19 protein-coding genes are annotated in these 22,052 nt (G+C 58.4%); 11 read left to right on the top strand and 8 right to left on the bottom strand.

Annotated elements, in window-relative coordinates; translation table 11 throughout:
- Nucleotides 1–102: 102 nt before the first annotated feature.
- Nucleotides 103–1,458, top strand: coding sequence for a hemolysin family protein (locus tag Q4E11_RS00310; RefSeq protein WP_303162671.1), 1,356 nt, complete (start codon nt 103–105; stop codon nt 1,456–1,458).
- Between the two features lie 2 nt (nt 1,459–1,460).
- Nucleotides 1,461–2,549, top strand: coding sequence for a hemolysin family protein (locus Q4E11_RS00305; RefSeq protein WP_303162670.1), 1,089 nt, complete (start codon nt 1,461–1,463; stop codon nt 2,547–2,549).
- A gap of 53 nt (nt 2,550–2,602) precedes the next feature.
- Here the strand turns inward: Q4E11_RS00305 and tpx are convergent, their stop codons facing one another.
- Complete coding sequence (gene tpx, locus Q4E11_RS00300) at nt 2,603–3,100, bottom strand: thiol peroxidase (RefSeq protein WP_303162668.1); 498 nt, start codon at nt 3,098–3,100, stop codon at nt 2,603–2,605.
- A gap of 103 nt (nt 3,101–3,203) precedes the next feature.
- On the opposite strand from tpx, the gene Q4E11_RS00295 reads away from it, so the two are divergent.
- On the top strand, nt 3,204–3,488 hold the full coding sequence (locus Q4E11_RS00295; protein WP_303162667.1) for an Lrp/AsnC family transcriptional regulator: 285 nt from the start codon (nt 3,204–3,206) through the stop codon (nt 3,486–3,488).
- A gap of 66 nt (nt 3,489–3,554) precedes the next feature.
- Here the strand turns inward: Q4E11_RS00295 and Q4E11_RS00290 are convergent, their stop codons facing one another.
- Together Q4E11_RS00290 and Q4E11_RS00285 are read right to left on the bottom strand one after the other, a co-directional pair.
- Nucleotides 3,555–5,258 (bottom strand): FAD-binding dehydrogenase, encoded by a 1,704-nt coding sequence (locus tag Q4E11_RS00290; protein ID WP_303162666.1) that lies wholly within the window; start codon nt 5,256–5,258, stop codon nt 3,555–3,557.
- 73 nt (nt 5,259–5,331) lie between these two features.
- The gene (locus tag Q4E11_RS00285; protein WP_303162665.1) at nt 5,332–6,774 is read right to left on the bottom strand and encodes a class I SAM-dependent methyltransferase; all 1,443 of its coding nucleotides are present in this window, start codon (nt 6,772–6,774) and stop codon (nt 5,332–5,334) included.
- Between the two features lie 189 nt (nt 6,775–6,963).
- On the opposite strand from Q4E11_RS00285, the gene Q4E11_RS00280 reads away from it, so the two are divergent.
- Entirely contained in the window at nt 6,964–8,385 is a 1,422-nt protein-coding gene (locus Q4E11_RS00280) for an NAD(P)/FAD-dependent oxidoreductase (RefSeq protein WP_303162663.1), read from the top strand.
- 101 nt (nt 8,386–8,486) lie between these two features.
- Here the strand turns inward: Q4E11_RS00280 and Q4E11_RS00275 are convergent, their stop codons facing one another.
- Nucleotides 8,487–9,020, bottom strand: coding sequence for a PaaI family thioesterase (locus Q4E11_RS00275; protein ID WP_303162662.1), 534 nt, complete (start codon nt 9,018–9,020; stop codon nt 8,487–8,489).
- A gap of 104 nt (nt 9,021–9,124) precedes the next feature.
- Here Q4E11_RS00275 and gndA point away from each other — a divergent pair, with 104 nt between their 5' ends.
- The 7 genes from gndA (at nt 9,125) to Q4E11_RS00240 (ending at nt 18,935) form a co-directional block, all read left to right on the top strand.
- A complete protein-coding gene (gndA, locus tag Q4E11_RS00270; RefSeq protein ID WP_303162659.1) occupies nt 9,125–10,576 on the top strand; it encodes an NADP-dependent phosphogluconate dehydrogenase in 1,452 nt (483 codons plus the stop codon).
- Nucleotides 10,577–10,714: 138 nt separating this feature from the next.
- Nucleotides 10,715–12,322, top strand: coding sequence for a bifunctional hydroxymethylpyrimidine kinase/phosphomethylpyrimidine kinase (locus Q4E11_RS00265; RefSeq protein ID WP_303162657.1), 1,608 nt, complete (start codon nt 10,715–10,717; stop codon nt 12,320–12,322).
- A gap of 84 nt (nt 12,323–12,406) precedes the next feature.
- Nucleotides 12,407–13,762: a DEAD/DEAH box helicase gene (locus Q4E11_RS00260; protein ID WP_303162655.1), complete on the top strand. Its 1,356-nt coding sequence runs from the start codon at nt 12,407–12,409 to the stop codon at nt 13,760–13,762.
- 3 nt (nt 13,763–13,765) lie between these two features.
- The gene (locus Q4E11_RS00255; protein ID WP_303162654.1) at nt 13,766–15,151 is read left to right on the top strand and encodes a hemolysin family protein; all 1,386 of its coding nucleotides are present in this window, start codon (nt 13,766–13,768) and stop codon (nt 15,149–15,151) included.
- Entirely contained in the window at nt 15,148–16,386 is a 1,239-nt protein-coding gene (locus tag Q4E11_RS00250; RefSeq protein ID WP_303162653.1) for a hemolysin family protein, read from the top strand. Before Q4E11_RS00255 ends, Q4E11_RS00250 begins: the two co-directional genes overlap by 4 nt.
- Nucleotides 16,370–17,257, top strand: coding sequence for a 3-methyladenine DNA glycosylase (locus Q4E11_RS00245; RefSeq protein ID WP_303162652.1), 888 nt, complete (start codon nt 16,370–16,372; stop codon nt 17,255–17,257). The genes Q4E11_RS00250 and Q4E11_RS00245 overlap by 17 nt, the downstream gene beginning before the upstream one ends.
- A 103-nt stretch (nt 17,258–17,360) precedes the next feature.
- Nucleotides 17,361–18,935, top strand: a complete 1,575-nt coding sequence (locus Q4E11_RS00240) for a hypothetical protein (protein WP_303162650.1) — start codon at nt 17,361–17,363, stop codon at nt 18,933–18,935.
- A gap of 116 nt (nt 18,936–19,051) precedes the next feature.
- Here Q4E11_RS00240 and Q4E11_RS00235 read toward each other — a convergent pair whose 3' ends face one another.
- The 4 genes from Q4E11_RS00235 to odhI form a co-directional block, all read right to left on the bottom strand.
- Nucleotides 19,052–19,549, bottom strand: a complete 498-nt coding sequence (locus tag Q4E11_RS00235) for a MerR family transcriptional regulator (RefSeq protein WP_303163448.1) — start codon at nt 19,547–19,549, stop codon at nt 19,052–19,054.
- A 382-nt stretch (nt 19,550–19,931) separates the two neighbouring features.
- On the bottom strand, nt 19,932–20,540 hold the full coding sequence (locus tag Q4E11_RS00230; RefSeq protein ID WP_303162647.1) for a bifunctional nuclease family protein: 609 nt from the start codon (nt 20,538–20,540) through the stop codon (nt 19,932–19,934).
- A gap of 30 nt (nt 20,541–20,570) precedes the next feature.
- Nucleotides 20,571–21,329 (bottom strand): MerR family transcriptional regulator, encoded by a 759-nt coding sequence (locus tag Q4E11_RS00225; RefSeq protein WP_303162645.1) that lies wholly within the window; start codon nt 21,327–21,329, stop codon nt 20,571–20,573.
- A gap of 172 nt (nt 21,330–21,501) precedes the next feature.
- Nucleotides 21,502–21,927 (bottom strand): oxoglutarate dehydrogenase inhibitor Odhl, encoded by a 426-nt coding sequence (gene odhI / locus Q4E11_RS00220; protein ID WP_303162643.1) that lies wholly within the window; start codon nt 21,925–21,927, stop codon nt 21,502–21,504.
- Between the last annotated feature and the right edge of the window lie 125 nt (nt 21,928–22,052).

The raw sequence follows: 22,052 nt of genomic DNA, 5'->3' as shown, positions 1-22,052 counted from the left end.
CACAACAGACTTATCCGATACGTCGGACACGCCTGGTTCCAACGACGAATATCGAAGTACCACCCGCACATCAATCAACGCGTCGCTCGCGAGTGATGCTGCGTGATTTCATCGGCACTTATTGTTCTTGCCGCCTTTATACTTCTCGTCATTGCCAACGCCATCTTCGTCGCCGTTGAGTTTTCCTATCTCACGGTCAACCGAAATGATGTCCGAAAGGCCGCGAAGTCCGGTTCCGCCTCAGCGAGCTTGGTAGACAAGGCTCTGTCCAAGACTTCCACGAATCTTTCTGGTGCGCAGCTCGGCATTACCGTCACCAGTCTTCTCGCAGGCTTTCTCACAGGCCCCTCCCTCGGTGTGCTTCTGCAGGCTGCATTTGCAGGCTCCGAGATTTCCACGGCAACTGTCACGGCCATCAGCACTACCGGCGCATTTATCATCGCTACTTTTACGCAGATGGTCTTCGGCGAACTCGTACCAAAAAACTGGGCCATTGCACAGCCGCAGCGCGTCGCAAACCTCGTGGTCAGGCCGCAAAATTTGTTTATGTTCGCATTTGGTTGGCTGGTGTGGCTGCTCAATAGCTCGGCCAATTGGATTCTGAAAAAGCTCGGCTTTTCCCCCGAAGAAGAGGTTGCAAGTGCCAGGACGGCGGAGGAACTCCGTGCCGTCGTCACGCGCTCTGGCGATGAGGGAACGATCAACCCGCAGACGGCGGAGCTGGTGGCACGGTCGATTGAGTTCGGCGAGCGCACGGCGGCGGATGTGATGACCCCTCGCCCACAGATTGTGTTTGTCCAGGATCAAAACGTTGCGGAGATGTTGGACATCGTGGCCGAGTCCGGCCACGCGCGGTTCCCGGTGATTGGCGAGAGCGTCGACGACATCCGCGGCGTTATTCATTACACGGATCTGCTCGCACTGCCATATGACAAGCGCTTGACGACGTCCGCCGCGAGCCTGGCTAAAGAAGTGCTAGTAGTCAACGATTCCACCACATTGGACCCACTGATGCGCCAGCTTCGTGAGGATGCGTATCAGTTTGCAGTCGTTGTCGATGAGTATGGCGGCACTGATGGAATTGTCACGCTGGAGGATCTGGTGGAGGAAATCGTCGGCGAAATCGACGATGAGCAGGACAATCGCTCGCTTCTCTACAGCCACATCAGCCCGAATACCGTGATTATTTCCGGACTCATGCGCCCGGATGAGCTTGGTGAGATTTTAAATCTCGTCCTGCCAGAGGGCGAAGAATCTGACACAATTGGCGGCTTTATCACGGAGAAACTCGACCGTATGCCGCGTTTTGGTGACACCATTACGGTCGAGGCAACTGACCACGAAAACGTAGACGAGGAGAATTTGCCCACCACTGCCGATGTCACTTTCCGTGTCGAGCGCATGGCGCGTCACCGCGTTGGTCGCGTTCGCGTTCACGTTGACAGGCAGGAGGTCTAGCGATGTCAACATCTGCATCACTTATCACTCTAGTCCTGCTTCTTGCCCTCAACGCCTGGTTCGTGGCGGCGGAGTTTGCGATGGTCTCGGCTCGCCGCGACCAGATTGAACCTGACGCAGTCGACGGTTCTACCAGCGCAAAGTACGCGCTGCGCGGTATCGAAAACGTATCGGTGTCACTCGCCGCCACGCAGCTGGGCATTACCGCCTGTTCCCTACTCATTGGCGCGGTCGGCGAGCCTGCCATCGCCCACTTCTTCGAACCTTTCATGGTGGATTTGGGCCTGCCGGCGAGTACGTCGCATGTAGTGGCGCTGGTATTGGCGCTGCTCATCGTCACGTTTTTGCACATGGTCGTCGGCGAAATGGTGCCGAAGAACATTGCAATCTCGATGCCTAGCCCCACTGCTAAGTTCGTCGCGATTCCGCTCTATTTCCTCGTGCGCATTTTGGGCCCCATCATTTGGGCGATGAATACCACGGCGAATTTCGTTGTGCGCAAGGTCTTTCGCGCCACGCCGAAAGACGAGGTCGATTCCTCCTTCACCGCAAGTCAGGTACAGGATTTCGTTGCCGAATCCGGCCGCCAAGGCCTACTCGACAACGACGAGCTCGCCCTGCTCCACAAGGCCCTCGGCTTCGAACATCTCACCGCAGCTGATGTCATCATGAAGCCGGCGACGCTCGTCACCGTGCCCGCCGACGCCACCGTCGCCGACATCGAGCAGCTGGCAGCACGCACGCGCTTCTCCCGCTTCCCTGTTGTCGAAGGTGGCGCACGCTCCAACGAGCTTGCCAACATCATCGGCTACGTCCACGTCAAGGATCTTCTCTCGCTTGACGACGATCACCGCGACCACACCTTCCCGCAGCACATGATCCGCAGGTTCGCGACCGTAAGGTCCGATGCCAAGCTCCAAGAGGTCATGCGCCTGATGCAGAAAGAGCAAGCTCACTTCGCACTGGTCGAGGATGCCTCCGCTACAGCTGCTGGCGCAGCCTCGGGTTCTGCCCCGGCGGCCAGCGGAATTGTCGCGCTCGAGGACGTGCTTGAAGAACTCGTCGGTGAGGTTCGTCAGGCTACGGCGTAGCTTCTCAAGCAGCGTAGCCCCTTAAGCGACGAAGCGACGAACTTTCCTCCGAGCTACTTCAGTGCAGCCAATGCGGCTTCGTAATCGGGCTCAGTGCTGATTTCATCGACCAACTGCGTGTAGATGACCTTGCCTTCCTCGTCGGTTACGACAACCGCGCGAGCCAGCAGGCCGGCCAGCGGACCGTCCTGCTGCACGACGCCGAATGCTTCACCGAAGCCATGGCGGAAGTCAGAGGCAATCTTGGCGTTGTCAATGTTCTCTGCCGCGCAGAAGCGACCAAGTGCAAACGGCAGGTCACGGGAGACATTAACTACGACAGTGTTGTCCAGCCCCGCGGCGTCCTCATTAAAGTGGCGCACCGATGCGGCGCAGACGCCGGTATCTACGGACGGGAAGATATTGTAGACGACCTTCTTGCCAGCGAAGGTCTCATTGGTAACCTCGCCGAGGTCGCCGTCGGTGAGCGTAAACGCCGGAGCCTTCTCGCCCACTGCTGGAAGCTCTCCGGAAATCTGTACTGGTTCGGACTGAAATGCTGTTTGTGCCATATCCCTGTTTTACAGACATTCCCGGATAGCCTCCAGGTTGCGTCTGCGAAAACAGTAGAATCGTGACAGAAACGAGATATCAGCTGAGAGTGAGTAGGCAACTATGAGCATGATTACCGCACTTGTATCCATCGATGTTGATGCAGACAAGATTCCAGAAGCCGCCGAGACCATTGTCGAAATCGACGGCGTTACCGAGGTCTACTCGGTTACTGGTGACTGGGACTTGGTGGTCATCGTGCGTGTGGCTAATCACGATGACCTCGCGGAGATTATCCCGAACCTGATCAGCAAGGTCGACGGTGTCATTCGCACCGAGACTCAGCTGGCCTTCCGCACTTACTCCCAGCACGATCTGGAAAGCGCTTTTTCCATCGGCCTGGAGTAGGTTCCACGCACTCAGTGCGCAGCCAGGACTGCGATACATGCAGCACCGTGCGCACGCGGCACCGTGCTACTTCGCATGACGCGCCATTGCACGGCCTGCTTGGCGGCCACTGAAAATACATCCGCCCAAGAAGGTTCCCTCCAGGGCGTTGTTGCCGTGGACTCCGCCACCACCAAAACCGGAAGCCTCACCGGCTGCATAGAGCCCCTCAAAAGGCGTGCCGTCGGGGCGCATGACCTGACCGTTCAGGTTGGTCTCAATGCCACCGAGGGTCTTGCGCGTAAGCATCCGCAGGCGAATAGCAATCAGCGGCCCATTCTTCGGATCCAAAATCGGAGTCGGCGGCACCGAGCGCACAATCTTGTCGCCGAGGAAGTTCCGCGCCACATTAATGTAGTTGACCTGGTAGTCCTTTGAATATGGGTTGCCGGTCTGCATGTCGCGAAGCTCAATCTGCTGCTCCAGCTTCTCCAGCGCGATAGTTGGTGCTGCGGGGTCTTCGCCCACAATGCGATTCATACCGTCGACGAGTTCTGGCAGGCTATCGGCAACAACCCAGTCCTCACCGTGGTCCATGAAGTTCTGAATCGGCTCGGCCACCCCTGAGGTCACCTTGCCAATCAACTTCTTGACATCCTTATCGGTTAGATCCGGGTTCTGCTCAGAGCCGGAGAAGATAAATTCCTTGGCCACAATATTCTTATTGAGCACAAACCAGGAATAAGAGTGCCCCGTGGCCAGGATATGCTTCATTGTGCCAACCGTATCGGCACCCGGAATATACGGTGCAGGCAGGCGATTTCCCTCAGCATCGAACCACATTGCCGACGGCCCCGGAATGATTCGGATGCCGTGGTTCGGCCACACGGGACTCCAATTCTTCATCCCCTCGGTGTAATGCCACATCCGGTCGCGGTTGACCAGATTCGCACCGGCGTGCTCCGCAATTTCAATGCCACGACCATCGACGTGCTCCGGCACGCCACACACCATATCGTCCGGCATTTCTCCCAGACGCTCCGTCGGCCAGCACTTGCGCACGGCATCGAGGTTGCCGCCGACACCGCCCGTCGATATGCACACCGCCGATCCGCGAATCTCAAACTCTTCCCCAGTTTCTTCGCGTGACGACGCCTCTCCCCGCGCCAACGAGTCACAGGCAACCAACACCTTGCCTCGCACGCCGACGGCGCGGCCATTTTCCACAATCACCTCGTCCACGCGGTGGCGGTGACGGTATTCCACCAGTCCTCGCTTAGCAGCTTCGGCAACCGGTTCTGCGAAGACTCGGACAATTTCGGGGCCTGTGCCCCAGGTGAGATGGAATCGGGGCACCGAGTTGCCGTGACCGTCGGCACGCCCTTCACCGCGCTCAGCCCACCCGACTACTGGCAGGAACTTCACACCGAGATTACGCAGGTAATCACGTTTTTCCCCTGCTGCGAAGTCGAGGTAGGCCTTGGCCCACTTGCGTCCCCAGTGATCTTCTTCGCGGTCGAATTGCGCAGAGTTGAACCAGTCGGCCTCGGCCAACAGTCGGCTGTCCTTGACGCCCAGGCGGCGCTGCTCGGGCGAATTAATAAGGAAAATTCCGCCCAAGGACCAAAACGCCTGTCCGCCCAGGTTATTGGCATTTTCTTGGTCGACCAGAATGACCTTTTTACCCGCCTGCGTGGCCTCATATGCCGCGACAAGTCCTGCAAGACCGGCGCCGACGATGACGACATCGGCAGTTTCTACATTGGTGTGTGCTCTGTGCTTAGCGTTCATATTTTCGTTTTTAGACGCTAAGGACCTCATCTGGGGTGGTTTTGGCTAAAAAACCTCGTAAATATCGTGCACCCTACCGCGCACGCCGAGGCGCATGCGTCAGCTCGACCTGCACCAACGTTATCTTTTCGGCTCGAATGAGCGCCTCAAAAAGCGACAGGTAGTAACCCCACAGTCTGCGGAAGACTCGGTCATAGCCGATTCCCGCTGCTTCACGCGCATGAGCTGCGAAAAGATCTCGCTGCAGCTGCAGCGTGGTGGCAAAGTGAGCCGGAATGTACTCTTCGGCAACAATCCGCAGGCCAGTATCCCTATCCACCATCTTGTGCAGCTCTTCCATGGTGAACAGCTGCAACTGTGGCCAGACATAGGCGCGCACCAAATCCAGACTGCGCTCGGCTGCGGCATCGAACTTATCGGTGGCGACGACCATTTGCACGGCGATAGTGCCGCGTTCAACCAGCAGCCGTTCCGCACTTTGCAGCCATCGCAGCGCACCGGCGCGACCGAATGTCTCCAGTCGTCCAATGTTGATAATCGCCTCAAAGTCCGACTCAAATTCGCGTGGCGACGGAATATTGCGGTCCATCTGGACCACATCGACGGCTCCGCGCAAACCCGCTTCCTCCACACGCTCAGTCACCGTGTCGGTGTGGTCATCAGAGACGGTAATAACCTCCGCGCCTGCGCCTCTTTCCGCAGCTCGCAGTGCAAGTTCGCCGCCTGCCGACGGCCACTCGGCCACACGGTCACCCGCACGAACTCGTGCCATGTCAAGCAAGTGATCAATATTTCGCACCTGAGCGTGAATAAGGTCTGCCCTACTGACTGACTTGGGCGCATCCACATAGGTGACATCGACCATCCAGTGCGAAGGAATTCCGGCCTTGCCAGCCCCACGGGCGTGATTCGACACTTCTTCACGCGACGATGTCCGCACACCAGAGGCGAAGAGCCCGGAACCGCCCATCAACAGTTCCCCTGCATAGAGCTCCAGCAGCGATGTGGGCAGCTCACCGGCCATGTCCGGGGCATCCAGACGTGAACGAGACCGCGCGAAAGTCACCAAACTGCGGGCGATGGGTCCGATTGAGGCAATATCAATCTCGGCGTTGAGCAACCGTGCGAGTAGCTCGGGAAGATCATCACTTGCCCACTCTCCGGCAAGGTAAGCCTCCCCCAATCCGAGCCATTCAGAATCAGCTAGCCGAGTGAAGAAAACCGGATCAATAACACTGAACGTAACGGACGATGCTTCTGCATTTTCGACATTGTCGTCGGAGCTCTTCACCCGCCCGACATCAATCGCCGAGCCAGCTTCACTACCCGCTCGAGCAATGAAAGATTCTCCCGAAAGTTCTCCGGATTCGACCAGCTCAATGCCATTATTTTCGCAGATTTTAGAGAAAGAACGCTCCATCAATTGCGCACGCTTAGCCAGAAAACGGCCCTCCGGAATTCGCGCAACCCGAGGCCATCGCTCTGCGTCAATTGCCTGCCGGCCTGCCGAGTTCACCCTGTCCGAACCTCCTGAAAACTGCCCTGTGTAAACGTGCATAAAAACAACTGGGCTACCGCACGAAGATTACCTCGCACGAGACCGGAATAGGCGGCGGCGCACCGAGAGGTTTAAGATTGAGGTTTGCCGGCTAAAAGCCGAATTCTGTAAAGCTTCGAAACTTTAAAGTCTGTGAGGAGAAAATACATGACCGAGACTCCGTACCGCCCGCATTCCGGACGCCCGCACGTGGTGATCATCGGTTCGGGTTTCGGTGGCTTGTTCGCGGCGAAGAAGTTGCAGGGCGCCGAGGTCGACGTCACTCTTATCGACCGCACTAACCACCACCTGTTCCAGCCGTTGCTTTACCAAGTAGCAACCGGCATTCTGTCCTCGGGCGAAATTGCTCCGTCTACTCGTACTATCTTCGACGGCGTTCAGAACGTCCGCGTCGTCAAGGGCGATGTCACTGACATCGACGTCGAAAAGCAGGTCGTGACCTCTGAGCTGGGTCCACACGTTTCGAAGTGGGAGTACGACCACCTGCTGGTCGCGGCTGGTGCTGGCCAGTCCTACTTCGGCAATGACCACTTTGCTGAGTTTGCACCAGGCATGAAGAACGTCGATGATGCGCTCGAGATTCGTGCCCGCATCATCGGCGCATTCGAGCGCGCTGAGCTGGCTACCGATCCGGCAGAGCGCGAGCGCTTCCTGACCTTCGTGGTTGTCGGCGCTGGCCCGACCGGTGTGGAGCTGGCAGGTCAGCTGGCCGAGCTGGCAAACCGCACTCTTTCCTCGTCCTACCGCAGCTACAACCCGCACGCTGCCCGGGTCGTGCTTCTCGACGGTGCACCGCAGGTTCTTCCTCCATTCGGCAAGCGCCTGGGCCGCAAGGCTCAGAAGTCCCTGGAGAAGATGGGCGTTGTCGTCAAGCTCGGTGCCATGGTCACCGATGTCAACGACGAGGGTGTCACCTACAAGAACATGGGCGACGGCACCGAGGAGTTCATCCCGTCCTTCTGCAAGATTTGGTCCGCTGGTGTCTCCGCTTCCCCGCTGGGCAAGACCATTGCCGAGCAGACTGGTGCCGAGACCGACCGTCAGGGTCGCGTTGTTGTCAACGAGGACATGACCGTTGGCGACTACAAGAACGTCTACATCGTTGGCGATATGTCCAACCGCGAGAACCTGCCGGGCGTGGCTCAGGTTGCCATCCAGGGTGGCGAGTATGTCGCTGCCAACATCGCCGCAGAAGCTGAGGGCCGCGATGTATCCGAGCGCCAGCCGTTCGAGTACTTCGACAAGGGCTCAATGGCCACCGTCTCCCGCTTCTCCGCTGTGGCAAAGCTGGGCAACGTCGAGGTCACCGGCTTTGCCGGCTGGGTCCTGTGGCTGGCTGTCCACCTCATGTTCCTCGTTGGTTTCCGCAACCGCTTCGTCTCCTGCGTCAGCTGGGGTCTGAACGTCCTGGACCGCAACCGTTGGCAGATGGTTTCCACCCGTCAGCAGCTCTACGCTCGCAACGCAATTAACCGTCTCACTGAGATGACCAAGGACACTCCGGAGGAAGATCTTCCGATGGAGATTCGCGATACCCGTCGTGAGCTTCGCAAGAAGCTGCGCAAGTAACGCCAGTAATTTATTTTCCCCAACCGCACCGACCGTGACTGATTAGCGTCAGCCGCGGTCCCCTAGGTGCACTTGGGGGGGGAAGGTCTCATGGCCCGTACTTACTTTTGAGTCTCGTTTAAAACAGCGAGCCGGAGGTTTGTGCGGGCCAAAGTCTTTTCATCGGACTTTCGCACGTGCTCAATCTGCCACACCTGCATCGTGCGGCCGAGGTGTACTGGCGTGGCAGTCGAAACAATGACATCGCCGACCTTGGCGGAACGGTAAAAGTCCGTGTTGTTGTTTACCCCGACAACCGGCACCTTCGCTCCACCCGCAATGAAACCCGCAATTGAGCCCGCGGTCTCTCCGAGCGAGCAGTACACGCCACCGTTGGCAAGACCAAACGGCTGCAGATGCGACGGTCCAACCTTGAGCTCTAGCTGCACACGTTCGGGACCAATGTGCGCGAAAACAGTTCCCAAGAGATCATCAAAGCCGCCGCCCCCCACGTCCGCCAAGACAGTGTTGAAAGTCTCTAAATCCTCAGCACTAAGTGGCGCTTGCGTCGCCTTTTTGACCATACCGAGATAGATACGCAAGCCCTCTTGACGCGCCTTCTCCGAATTCTCTGCCTCAAAGCTCTGATTAGTCATAGACCACATTGTGCCAGCGCACATGGACTGTTGGGGCATTATTCGGACAAAGAGACAGACATTTCTTAAGTGCAACGCGCACTGAATCCGGGCCAGGCTTTAATATGGTGGGCATGACCGATAACAAGGAACTCGCACAAATTGGTGTCGTCGGGCTCGCAGTCATGGGCTCGAATATCGCACGCAACTTTGCTCATAAGGGCCACACCGTTGCCGTGTACAACCGCAGCCCGGAAAAGACTCAGGCCCTTATGGCTGAGCATGGGGATGAAGGCAATTTCATTCCGGCCGAGACCGTTGAGGAGTTCGTCGCTTCCCTGGAGCGCCCTCGTCGCGCACTGATTATGGTTCAGGCTGGTGCCGCAACTGATGCGGTCATCGAACAGCTTGCTGCCGCAATGGAGCCGGGTGACATCATCATTGATGGTGGCAACTCGCTCTACACCGATACCATTCGCCGCGAAAAGGCTATCCGTGAGCGTGGCCTGCACTACGTCGGCGCTGGCATTTCCGGCGGCGAAGAAGGCGCTCTCAATGGCCCCTCAATCATGCCGGGTGGCACCAAGGAGTCGTATGAGTCCCTCGGCCCGCTGCTGGAGTCGGTTTCGGCACATGTTGATGGCGTGCCATGCTGCACTCACATTTCCTCCGACGGCGCTGGCCACTTCGTCAAGATGGTCCACAACGGCATCGAATACGCAGATATGCAGGTCATCGGCGAGGCTTACCACCTGCTGCGTGAAGCTGCTGGCCTCTCCCCTGCTGAAATTGCAGATATTTTCCGTGAGTGGAATAAGGGCGAGCTGAATTCCTACTTGGTGGAGATCACCGCAGAAGTGCTCTCTCAGGTCGATGAGAAGACTGGCCAGCCATTGGTAGACGTCATCCTTGATGCCGCGGGCCAGAAGGGCACGGGCCGTTGGACAGTCAAGGCTGCGCTGGATCTGGGCATTCCGGTTACTGGCATTGGTGAAGCAGTCTTCGCGCGCGCACTGTCGTCATCGCTGGCGCAGCGTGAAGCAGCTCGCAACCTGCCGTCGGGAAGCCTGGCGGGCGCTCCGGAAGATCGCGATGCGTTTATTGAGCGTGTCCGTAAGGCGCTGTACGCGTCGAAGATTATTGCCTACTCGCAAGGTTTTGATGAGATTAACGCAGGCGCTAAGGAGTACGGCTGGGATATTGACCGCGGTGCGCTTGCCACGATTTGGCGTGGTGGCTGCATCATTCGTGCACAGTTCCTGAACCGGATTAAGGAAGCATACGATCGCAATCCGGAGCTGCCTGCGCTTGTGCTCGATGAGTACTTCCGCGATCAGGTCACCGAATGCCTCGATGACTGGCGTGATGTCGTTGTGACTGCGGCAAAGATGGGCATTCCGGCTCCGGTGTTCTCCTCGTCGCTGGCGTACTACGATGGTCTGCGCGCTAAGCGCCTGCCGGCGGCCCTGATTCAGGGGCAGCGTGACTACTTTGGTGCCCACACTTACAAGCGCGTTGACCGTGCGGGGGCATTCCACACGCTCTGGTCGGGTGACCGCTCGGAAGTGGAAGCCTGATTCCCCCCCCCGTTATTGGCCAAGAATCCACCGCAAATCAGTTGCAACAATCGAAGCGCATTATAATTAATTACTGGATAAAAACATTATCCACTTAAAGTTATCGTTTCGGCATATCAACATGAAAAGGGTTCTGACATGCCATTCTCGAAGGCAACATCGCCATTTGTGGTGCCGCGGATTCTTTCTATCGCTGGCACAGATCCGACAGGTGGAGCGGGACTTCAAGCAGATTTGAAGTCCATTGTTGCAGCTGGCGGATACGGCATGGGTGTCGTTACAACACTGGTATCTCAGAACACTTTGGGAGTGCGGGCAATCCATACTCCCCCGGCGGAGTTCTTGACCGAGCAGCTTGCTGCAGTGTCTGATGATGTCACTATTGATGCCGTCAAGATTGGCATGCTGGGCACTCGGGAGCTCACTGAGGCCGTCACCGCGTGGGTTCGCGAAGTCACGCCACCGATCGTTGTCCTCGATCCGGTTATGGTGGCCACCTCTGGTGACCGCCTGTTGGATGAAGATGCACTGTCGGCGCTGCGTGATCTGGTCGCAGTTTCCACTGTTATCACTCCCAATGTTCCTGAATTGGCTCTTCTGGCGGACAAGCCAGAGGCACGGGATATTTCGGAGTTGATGGAGCAGGCTCTCGAGTACGCTCATGACAATGACATCATCGTCATTGCCAAAACTGGTCACCTCGAGGGAGATGAAGCGGGCAATGCCGTAGCTTTCCCGGACGGTAACTCGTCCTATGCCGCAAGCCCTCGGATTGATACAAAGAACACCCACGGCACCGGCTGCTCGCTGTCGTCAGCCCTGGCGACACGTCTTGGCGCTGGTGACGAGGTCGCTGATGCTCTTAAGTGGACTACACGTTGGCTCTATGAGTCCATCCGTTTTGCCGATGAGCTGCATGTCGGTCACGGCCGTGGCCCAATTGACCACAGTCACCGCTCTCGCCGCCTTGAGGCCATGGCTCTGCGTCGCATGTACCCAGTTCAGATGAATTCCTACGCACCGCAGGCGATGCTCGATGCAGCTGCGGAGAACACGGAAGAAATTAAGTCCTTCTTCGGCCAGCGCTTGAAGATCAGGCCCGCAGGCCCGCACACTCAAGCACTGTGGGCAGAAATCCAGGACATCGTGGAGGAGATCGGCAATCTGGTCTGCTTCAACTCCCTGGTTGCTGGCAATCTGTCCAGCAACGATACGAAGTTCTTCCTGGCCCAAGAAGCGTGGTACCTGGCCAAGGCATTCCCAGCGATTTCCCTGCTCGCCACCAAGGCACCAAACGCTCAGGAGCAGGCAATGTGGTCGTCGGTCGCTCAGGAATCGCTGGTACGCGCCTTAGAACTCAATGAAAGCGCGCTCGGAAAACCATCCGATACCATCACTGACATTGAGCCGACCACGATTACGCAGTTGCTGCTGGATATGCACTCCGCCTGCGCCGCGTTTAAGCCGTACTCGGTCGCTATCGCCACAATCACTGCTGAGCTGTGGATGACTGCGGAGCTAGCACTAAAGGCATCGATGCTCAGCGAGGACGGCTCCACTATTTCTGAGTGGATGAAGTTGAACTCCGACCCGACTTTTGTTGAAAATGCTCAGCAATGCGTCAATGTGCTGGAAAAGGCCATGGCGGAGGTCTCAGACAAGGAAAAGTTGATGACGCGGGACGCGTTCCGTCGTGCGGCTGTCCTCAACCGTGAGGCATACGCCCAGCCGGGCCGTGGTTGGTAACTGATTGCCACGCACAGGACTTTTTTGCCATCCCCGGACGCGCCTATTACATGGTGGTCCGGGGATGGCGGTATTCTAACTAGCATGCCCCCTCCTGCTGAGTCCAGTGATTTCAGACAGTTGGGTACGCCGGAGTCTATTGTCAAGATTCTGCGTGCCCAACACATAACTACGCCCACCGCCGTGCAAGTCGCCACACTGCCAGATGCTCTTTCTGGCAAGGACGTCCTTGCACAGGCACCGACAGGCTCGGGCAAGACGCTCGCATTTGGTATCCCGTTGGTGGCGTTGCTCAGTAATACCGCTCCAGCGCTCCCGGGGTATCCGCGTGCACTGGTTATCTCGCCAACGCGCGAATTGGCAGATCAGATTGCCGATGTTCTTGCAGACCTCGGCGCCGCCGTTGGTCTGCGTGTCTTAAGCCTCGTCGGCGGCGAGCCAGTGGTAAAGCAGCAAACTCTGTTGGCCGCTCCGGTCGATATCGCTGTGGTCACCCCAGGCCGCGCGCACGATTTGCGCCGCCGCGGTGTGCTCAAGTTCGACCACGTGTTCAGCATCGTGGTCGATGAGGCCGATATGCTCACTGACATGGGCTTTTTGCCCGATGTTCGAGGACTCGTGCGCGCCTGCCCGAAGGAAGCCCAGCGGATGGTCTTTTCCGCCACGCTTAACGACGACGCTGCGAGCCTTATCCGCGATCGTCGCAGCGGCAACACGGAATTGGCAAAGCACAAGGTCACCGCTTCCAGGCTGACGGTGCGCAATATGCGGCACCTGCTGCTGCGTGTCAGCGACAACGATGAGGCCGATGAGGTCATTGCGTGGATTGCCTCCCGTAAGAATCAGTGCGTCATCTTTGCCAATTCAAAGGCACGCGTTGTGCAGTTGGCGAAATTTTTACAGTTCTATGACATCCGCATGGGCTTCCTCCACGGTGACCGTGGCCAGGCCACCCGCCGCGCTGTTCTGAAAGCGTTTGCTGATGGCGAGCTAGATGTGCTGGTCACGACTGATGTCGCGGCACGTGGCATTGATATCAACTCACTGGATCTCGTGGTTCACGCGGACCCACCGATGGATGCCGCCACCTACATTCACCGCTCAGGCCGTACGGCCCGCGCGGGTGCATCAGGAACGGTGGCGATGGTCGTCCGCGACCGACAGGTCGACCAGGTCCGCGAGATGTTGAAGCAGGCAGGGGTTCACCCTGAGGAGCTGCGCGCTGGCCCGGGACTCCCCCGCTTTGTTAAGGAAATCGGGGCTCGACGTCCACGCCGCGCTCGCCGCGAGCTCAATCAGGATGTCGGCGGTTCCGGGTCGCGCGGCGCTCGAGGCGCCGCCGGAGCGGGTTACCGTGGCCGCGGTCCGTCGTCAAGCAGAAAGGGACGTAACGGCGGTCGTGTGCACCGCCCTAAACGAGGGAAAAAGAAGAAGAGATAACCAGTGGATATTGTTCTCAATATTGTCGCGGTCTTGGGCTTTATTGCCCTGACTGCAGGCACCGGTCTCTTTGTGGCGTTTGAGTTCGCCCTGACGGGACTGGAACGGTCGACGATTGACAGCGACCTTGCCCGTTCGGCCGACGCTCCGGCTGAGGCCCTGCACAATGCTCACAATCGCCTTTCTTTCCACCTCTCCGGCGCACAGCTGGGCATTACGCTGACCACGCTGGCGACCGGTTTCCTCGCCGAGCCTGTGCTTGCTCAGTACTTCACCCCGATGCTGCGGTGGATGGGGCTCAACGATTCAGCCGCAGGTCCGACGGCTCTGATTCTGGCGCTGATTGTCGCCACGATGCTGTCGATGGTCTACGGCGAGTTAGTGCCGAAGAATATCGCCATTACGAAGCCGCTGGCTGTGGGGCGCAAGACGGCGCGGCCGGTCATGGCATTCAACTGGTTTTTCCACTATTTCATTCAGGCGCTGAATGCGTCGGCAAACTGGCTGGTGCGCAAGCTCGGCATTGAGCCGGCGGATGAGCTGGCTTCGGCACGCTCGCCGCAGGAGTTGGAAGCACTAGTACGTAACTCGGCGGAGCAGGGTGCGCTGGATGAATCCAAGGCGGCGGTGCTGGAATCGTCATTGCGCTTCGGCGAAACCACGGCAGAGGATCTGATGACGCCGCGATCGACGATTATCTCCCTCGATGTCGATGACACTGCGCTGGATCTGCTGGCAGAGGCTATCGATTCGGGTCGCTCTCGCTTCCCTGTCACTGACGGCGACCTCGACGCCACCATCGGCGTCGTGCATGTCAAGGACGCATTTGCTGTCCCCGCAGCAAAGCGCTCCACCACCACTGTCCGCGAGCTAGCGCGACCGGTACCGACTCTGCCGCAGTCTCTGGACGGCGACGCGGTGCTTGAGTCCGTGCGCTCGGCGGGTTCTCAGATTGCGCTGGTCGCCGATGAGTACGGCGGCATTGCCGGCATCATCACCATCGAGGATGTTGTGGAGGAGATTCTCGGCGAGGTCTGGGATGAATACGACGACAAGGAATCCGAGCAGGAGGTCAAGCGCGCGATTGAAGGCTGGGATTGCTCTGGCCTTGTGCGTACCGACGAGCTGCCGACCAAGGTCGGATACTTCGCCCCTGAGGGCAGCTTTGAAACCCTCGGTGGCCTGATCATGTATGCCCTCGGTCGCATCCCACAGGTCGGTGATGTGGTGTTGCTGCCCCAGACGGAACGCGACTTTATGGATGAGTTTGAATCCGGAATCTCTGGGCGCTGGTACGCCCGCATTCTCGCGATGGATGACCGCCGCGTGGACCGAGCAATTTTGATTCCTGTGACCAACGAGCGTGCGAAGGAGATGTTCAACCTATGAGTGACTGGTTTGGAATCATCCTGACCTTCTTCCTGCTATTGGTCAATGCCTTCTTCGTCGGCGCTGAGTTTTCGCTGATTGCAGCTCGCCGAGACCGCTTGGAGGCACTGCTGGCGCAGGGTAAGAAGCGCGCCCGCACGGTAATCAATGCGACGGAACATCTGTCCATGATGTTGGCCGCCGCTCAGTTGGGCATCACCATTGCTTCACTACTTCTGGGTAAGGTCTCCGAGCCCGCCATCGCACATGTGATGGAGGGGCCATTTGTGAAGATGGGCGTGCCGGATTCACTTATGCACCCACTGAGCTTTGCCATTGCACTGCTGCTGGTGTCAGTCCTGCACATCATGCTCGGCGAGATGGTGCCGAAGAATATCGCACTGGCTGGCCCAGAGACTATGGCTATGCTGCTGATTCCGGTGCATATGGTCTTCTACAAGCTGACCAAACCGTTGATTCTGTTCTTTAACTGGCTGGCGCGTCACACGCTGAAGCTCTTTGGCATTGAGCAGCGCGATGAGCTCGACACCACAGTCAGCTCCACCGAGCTGGCATCAATGATTGCGGAGTCACGCCAGGAAGGCCTACTGGACAGCGAGGAGCACGTGCGTCTGCGCCGTACGCTGGCATCGGCCACTCGCACCATCGAAGAGGTGCTCATCTCCCATGAGCAGATTCGCTATGTGCCCACCACGCCAACGGTGGGGGATCTTGAGGTGGCAGTCTCCGAGACCGGTTTCTCCCGCTTCCCAGTCTCGGCTGCCAATAATGAGCCCAATGAATACCGTGGCTACGTCCACGTCAAAGACGTGCTCGACCGTGTAATGGATCCGGCATCCGGCCCGGATACCGTCATTCCGGACCAGGAAATTCGCCCGCTCATTGAGATTCCAGTCAACGCCACCCTTGATGAGGCCCTGCGCATCATGCGTCGCCACAGCGCTCACATGGCGGTTGCCGTGCACGCACGCATGCCGCAAGCGCATCTGCGCGCTAACGCGCCGACCGGTATTACCGCCAAGTCCGGCACTGTCACCGGCTCGGAGCAGGTGGGCATTGTGACGCTGGAGGACCTCATTGAAGAGCAGGTCGGTGTAGTACGCGACTGGACTCACGAGGTCTCCCCGAAGCGCGGCGCGGCAAAGACTGCCAAGAGCACAACCGCAAAGGGTACGAACACCAAGAACGCAACTGCCAAGACGACGAGGACTGCTAGCCGTGGCAATCGCTCATAACTGGCGCGAGGCCAAAGCACAGCATGAAGCCCGCGTCGAGGAGCTGACCCGCGACCACTTGCACCGTCGCAGTCGCGGCCAGCGCCACCCGGTGTGGGACTTCATCTTCGACTACTACCCCATCAAACCCGGTCAGCTGCGCCGCTGGTCACCGGGCATCGGTGTGGATTTGCCGGGTGCCACGGCCGCTGATATCCGTCATCTGAAGTACTTCACGCTCGACAGTCAGGACGCTGTCGCCGACACCGCTACCGCGACGTCGACGGCGCGCATGGATGTTGCGGCGTACGTCGTAAAGCGGGGTAAGACGGTGGCGTACATCGGCAATTTGCTGCGTGCGACGCGTGCGAACCCTGCCCATTTTGACTGCTTTGGCCTGCATGAATGGGCGATGGTGTACCGTCAGCCGGAGCATCGTCATCCGGAGCCGTTGCGCCTAGGGCAGGCAGGCACGGACGAGGTCGTAGACGCTCACACGGTTCGCTGCACGCACTTTGATGCATTCCGCTTCTTCACGCCGGACGCGGTGCCACTCAACGAGTTCGCACCGACGCGTGCCACACAGCCGAACTGTGAGCAGATGGGATGTCTGCACGCCAACATGGATTTGTACAAGTGGGCGTCCAAGCTCGGCGAGGCGGTACCTGGCGAGCTCTGGCTGGATACGTTCGAGCTCGCGTGCGCTGCGCGTGAGTTGGATATGCGGGCGGCTCCCTATGATTTGCGGGATTGGGGTTTTGATCCGATCCGTATCGAGACGCCTGAGGGCAAGGCTGAGTACGTCCGCCAGCAGCGCGAGATCAGTGCGCGCGCCGATGTCCTGCGCGGGCGTCTGCTGCAAGTAGTAGATGCCGTACTCGCCGCGCAGTAGAGTTGGCAGCAACTGCAGGACGCATGTTCGCTTTACGACGAGCACTTGCGAGTTAACCTAGGTGCGCGACACACCTGGGCTTTTAGAGAGGGCTAACACGACCATGGCACGACACGCCTCAGGCGAGAAGAACTATCGAGTGGCCAAAGGGCCTTTCATTGCTGTTTTAGCCGTGATTGTCCTGGTGGGAGCCATTGTTTTGTGGGTCAACCTGCGCAGTGACAACCAGGAGGCAATTGATGCCGACCGCGCGCAGTGTAAAAACGGTGACCTGACGCTGGTGGTGACATCCGATCCGGCTGCGGTGGGCTCTGCGCAGAAGCTGGTGCAGGCCTACGGCGAGTCGAATCCGGTGGTCAAGGACTTCTGTGTGAAGCCGCAAATCACGGTGGCGGGCTCGCAGGAGGTTGTCGGGGCGCTGACTGGCGCTGGTGGCGCTAATGGCGCGGGGCAGAATCCTGGTGAGAACCCCGGCCTGATGACACCTGGCGTGTGGATTCCCGCCGATATCTCTTTTGTCGATCAGGCGAAGGGCTCCGAGAAGGTCAAGGTCAACGACCCGAAGGTTTGGCTGTCTCCGATTAAGTCCGGTGTGGCCTTTAAGTCTGACCGCGCCGAGGAGCTGAAGAATGCCTCCTGGGCAGAGCTCGCAGGCCTGCAGGTTGCCACACCCGGTGGCTCCGATGCCGCACTGTCCTCTGTGGTGAGCGCAAAGATGGGCGGCGGCCCGGATGCGGCGCGCGGTCGCGCTGAGCTCGGCCAGCAGTACACCTCCAACACGCTGATGACGATGCTCGGCCAAGATGCCGCGGGCTTCGACGGGGTCGCTGCCACGCAACCGATGCTGGACATGGCCGGTGAAGGTCTCAAGCTGGTCTCCCCTGCCGATTCCCCTGAGCTGCACGCGCCGGTTGTCACCTTTGGCTCCGGCGGTGCCATCGATGAAAATGTTGCCCGCGCAGCCGAGGACTTCCGCGACTTCGCCGCACAGCACGGTGCCGACGGGCAGGCCGCTGAAAGCAGTTTTAGCCCCGAGGTATCGGAGAACTTTGGAGTGCTCTCGCAGCTAAAGACCGACTCCTTTGCGCTGCCGCCAGAGCTGGAAGGCCCCGATGCGCAGCAGCCCGCAACGCCGGTTGGCTCAGCCATTCTCGTCGCTGATACGGCTGATGGCATCGATGTTCCCGCACTCAGCCAGTCTGTGACCGCCGCAATTGATGCCGCGCCTGGAGGTCGCTACGGTCTGTGGGCCATGGCACCGGAGGCAACGCAGCTGGTCGGTCTGCCAGGTGCAGAGGGCGACAACGGCGCGGAGGCGACCAAGACGGCGTTGGGTCAGCTGCCAGTCGGTGGCGGTGCGCAGTTGTGGCCAGCGCTTATCGATGCCTTCCGGGCAGCCCGCGATGCGTATGCCCCGGATAAGCCGAATCGCATTGTCGTGCTCACCTCCGGCAAGGATACCTCGGGGGCAGACGCCGCCGACGCGGTCAAGCAAATCCAGGATCTCATTGATCCGGTCCGCCCCGTGTCTATTGAGGTCATCGTGCTTCCGGACGGCGACAGCAACAACTCCGAGCTACAAGATGTCGCCAATATGACTAATGGTGCCCTGCGCATCGCCGCTGATTACGGTGAGGGACTTGCCTCCCAGCTGGCCGCTGCGATTGGGCGTGGTTAACGCCCCACAGATACACAAAAACCGCCTCTAGCATGATCGTTCCCCTCCCTCAGTGACCTCGGGAAAGGCACTGAAGGGGCGAAAATCTACTGCTAGAGGCGGTTTTCTTATGCTGCCTAGGAGATGCGGCGACGACGACGCTCAGCCAGCTCGTCCACACCCTCGTGGGTCTGGGTGCCATCAACACGCTCAGACGGGAACGAGGCGATGGTGCCGGTCAGTTCCTTCATGATGCCCGGCACTGCAATACCAAACACACCCTGGCCGCCGTTGAGCAAGTCGATAACCTCTTCATTGGAGCGGCACTGGTAAACGGTACGACCGTCAGAGACCAGAGTAATGGTAGCTAGGTCATCAACACCGAGGTCGCGCAGGCGGTCGACTGCCAGGCGAATATTCTGCAGGGAGATGCCGGTATCCAGCAGGCCGCGGACAATCTTGAGAACCAGGATGTCGCGGAAAGAGTACAGACGCTGAGTACCAGAGCCCTTAGCGGTGCGGATGGATGGCTCCACCAGTCCGGTGCGTGCCCAGTAATCCAGCTGGCGGTACGAGATGCCTGCTACCTGGCATGCAATGGGAACTCGGTAACCAACTTGCTCATCCGGACCCATGTCGAACAGGGATTCTTGGACCGCGCGCGGCTCTTCAGACTGAGCCGGGCGGAGCTCATTGTCACCAAAGAGCGAACCGCTGTTGTCGTCGACCATAAAAATTCTCCCGAGGTAGTTTCACTGCCGTTATTTATCTTTCGCCAAGGTTAATCGGCTGTCAATACATCTAGGGCAGACACGCCGAATGTCTAAACCTAAAGTTTAGGTTTAAAGTTCACTCCTGCGATTTACGCAGCTCAACCACACTACGGGCAATAAAAGCCCAGGATGGAAAAATTTATCCCCATCCGAAAACTACCCCATAAATGGGGAGATGCAAGAAAAGCTATTGACCTCAGGAGCTAACAATTACCCCATCGAGTCACAGTAATTAACTACTGTCTCAGTCATCGCGGTCCGATTTACCATCGGAGTCTCCGCTTGGACCGCCGCTTGAGTCGTCTCCGAAGTCATCCTCCGGTGCACCATGGGACTCCGCGAAGTAATCGGCATCAATACTGTCGAGGAATTGCGCAAACTCCGACACCGAGGCTTCCACCGAATCGCTCTCTGCATCGTCGGCAAGCGAACCGCCGTTCGTCGCGACCAACCGCGCCGGCACTGATGACATATCCAACACATCGCGCGCGATATAAAGCGGAACCTCCAGCTCAGCGGCAATCAACACGAGATCTGACGGACGCATATCAATTTCCGTGCCACCCTCCAGCACCAAGCTGGCGATGAAGCCCCCCTCATGCACACCGGTGATTTGCCCACGCAACGCGCTCTGCCCGACCAAGTCGAGCGTATCCGCGAAGACCTCATGCATACCCGGGCGACGCTGCGTCGTGCCGGTCTCACGGGCGGAGTACTGCGTCGCAGAAGTCACATCAATCCAAATCGGGACGATGCGATTGACCTCTTCGGCGTGCAGTAACAACACTGGATCATCCTCTGGCGGATGCGTCATCCAGTCTAGAAACTTGACTTCAACGAGTTGTTCGTCCATAACAGCGAAGACTATACCGTGCCCGGAAAACTACTTCCCCAGGTCCTTGTTGACCTGGCGCTTGACCAATGTGCCGTGCAGCGTGACCATCAGCGCGGTCATCTCACGGCCCATCTCCACAGCCTTCTGCTTGCCACTTGCCGCACGCGACTTGCTCATCGGGCTGGCGGCGAGCGACACCAAGTCCGCCTCACGGGACGCGGCAGTGCGCACCGTCTTCAAATGGCGAGCATCAAGGCCAAACTCGGAGAGCTTCACAGCAGTCTCTGCAATCAGCAGGTCGTCGCCATCGAACATGTTCAGCGTGTCCGGAGTAATCAGACCAACACGAACCAGCTCAGTGATGAACTGCTCGCTAGCACCTGTGCGCTCTGCCAGCTCGACCTGCGTCAGCGAGACAACCGCGGCCTCACGGAACTGATCTGCCGTGACCAGCGGAGTGACCGATGCCAGGCCGTCCCCGGCTGCATTGCCCGCATCAATTTCATCGAGCTGTTCCTTGATGACCTTCAGCGGCAGGTAATTATCCCGCTGAACAGTCAGAATGTAGCGCAGGCGATCAATGTCCGCTTGGCTGTAGCGGCGATAGCCCGACGAGCTTCGCGACGGGCACAGCAGCCCCTCCGACTCAAGGAAGCGAATCTTCGACAGCGTCACGTCCGGAAATTCAACTTTAACTTCCTTCAGCACAGCACCGATGGTCTTCTTCTTGCCCACCGAGCGCGCCTGCTTCGCACCGCTTTCCGACGACGTCGGCTGCGAAACCGCTGATTTGTGTACTGCTGCCACTGCTTTTCTGAGCCTTTACAAAGATTTAAGGGATTAACTGCCTAAAAGAAAACATACACGGGGAGGCTGAACAATAACACCGTCACAATAAAACTGTCTTTGCAACAATTACTGCTCAGCGCCTTGCCGTGCACGCATTTCTTCCACGTCGGCGAGATACGCCGACAGCCGCTTAGTTAGCGGTCAGGAATACCAGACGGAACTTGCCCACCTGTACTTCATCACCATTGGCCAAAACAGCGGAGTTCTTCGGCTCACGGTTAACGTAGGTGCCGTTCAGCGATCCCACATCAACGACCTCGTATGCGTCACCGTTCTTGCGGAACTCTGCGTGACGACGAGAAACAGTCACATCATCGAGGAAGATGTCGCTGTCCGGGTGACGACCAGCGGTAGTAACTGCCTGATCCAGCAGGAAACGAGAACCGGCATTCGGTCCACGCTTGACGACCAGGAGCGCCGATCCTGCCGGCAGTCCTTCAACACCGGAGACCGCAGAGTCCGCATTTGAGCTGGACTCCATTTCCTTCAGCAAATCTGCACGGAAGACCGAGGTGGTCTCGACCGAAGCCTCTGGCTGGCCGCTATTGCTAGTCATATCTTTCCCTCCGGATAACCTTGGGCGATTTACCTGTTACTTGATAGATAATAGCGCCCCCGTGGGATTGCGTGTTGCCTCGCACACACAACACCCCGGTGACGCAGCTCACATTCCACCTGGTC

The sequence above is a fragment of the Corynebacterium sp. genome, assembly GCF_030532195.1.
In the GTDB taxonomy this organism is placed as follows: Bacteria; Actinomycetota; Actinomycetes; order Mycobacteriales; family Mycobacteriaceae; genus Corynebacterium.
The sequence above is the reverse complement of the archived record's forward strand: the minus strand, read 5'-3'. Positions and strand labels throughout refer to the sequence as shown.

Bases quoted from the DNA above. Each gene is read 5' to 3' on its own strand.
- Q4E11_RS00305 (WP_303162670.1), top strand. From the start codon at position 1,461: ATGTCAACATCTGCATCACTTATCACTCTAGTCCTGCTTCTTGCCCTC.
- tpx (WP_303162668.1), bottom strand. From the start codon at position 3,100: ATGGCACAAACAGCATTTCAGTCCGAACCAGTACAGATTTCCGGAGAG.
- Q4E11_RS00295 (WP_303162667.1), top strand. From the start codon at position 3,204: ATGAGCATGATTACCGCACTTGTATCCATCGATGTTGATGCAGACAAG.
- Q4E11_RS00290 (WP_303162666.1), bottom strand. From the start codon at position 5,258: ATGAACGCTAAGCACAGAGCACACACCAATGTAGAAACTGCCGATGTC.
- Q4E11_RS00280 (WP_303162663.1), top strand. From the start codon at position 6,964: ATGACCGAGACTCCGTACCGCCCGCATTCCGGACGCCCGCACGTGGTG.
- Q4E11_RS00275 (WP_303162662.1), bottom strand. From the start codon at position 9,020: ATGACTAATCAGAGCTTTGAGGCAGAGAATTCGGAGAAGGCGCGTCAA.
- gndA (WP_303162659.1), top strand. From the start codon at position 9,125: ATGGTGGGCATGACCGATAACAAGGAACTCGCACAAATTGGTGTCGTC.
- Q4E11_RS00265 (WP_303162657.1), top strand. From the start codon at position 10,715: ATGCCATTCTCGAAGGCAACATCGCCATTTGTGGTGCCGCGGATTCTT.
- Q4E11_RS00260 (WP_303162655.1), top strand. From the start codon at position 12,407: ATGCCCCCTCCTGCTGAGTCCAGTGATTTCAGACAGTTGGGTACGCCG.
- Q4E11_RS00250 (WP_303162653.1), top strand. From the start codon at position 15,148: ATGAGTGACTGGTTTGGAATCATCCTGACCTTCTTCCTGCTATTGGTC.
- Q4E11_RS00240 (WP_303162650.1), top strand. From the start codon at position 17,361: ATGGCACGACACGCCTCAGGCGAGAAGAACTATCGAGTGGCCAAAGGG.
- Q4E11_RS00235 (WP_303163448.1), bottom strand. From the start codon at position 19,549: ATGGGTCCGGATGAGCAAGTTGGTTACCGAGTTCCCATTGCATGCCAG.
- Q4E11_RS00230 (WP_303162647.1), bottom strand. From the start codon at position 20,540: ATGGACGAACAACTCGTTGAAGTCAAGTTTCTAGACTGGATGACGCAT.
- odhI (WP_303162643.1), bottom strand. From the start codon at position 21,927: ATGACTAGCAATAGCGGCCAGCCAGAGGCTTCGGTCGAGACCACCTCG.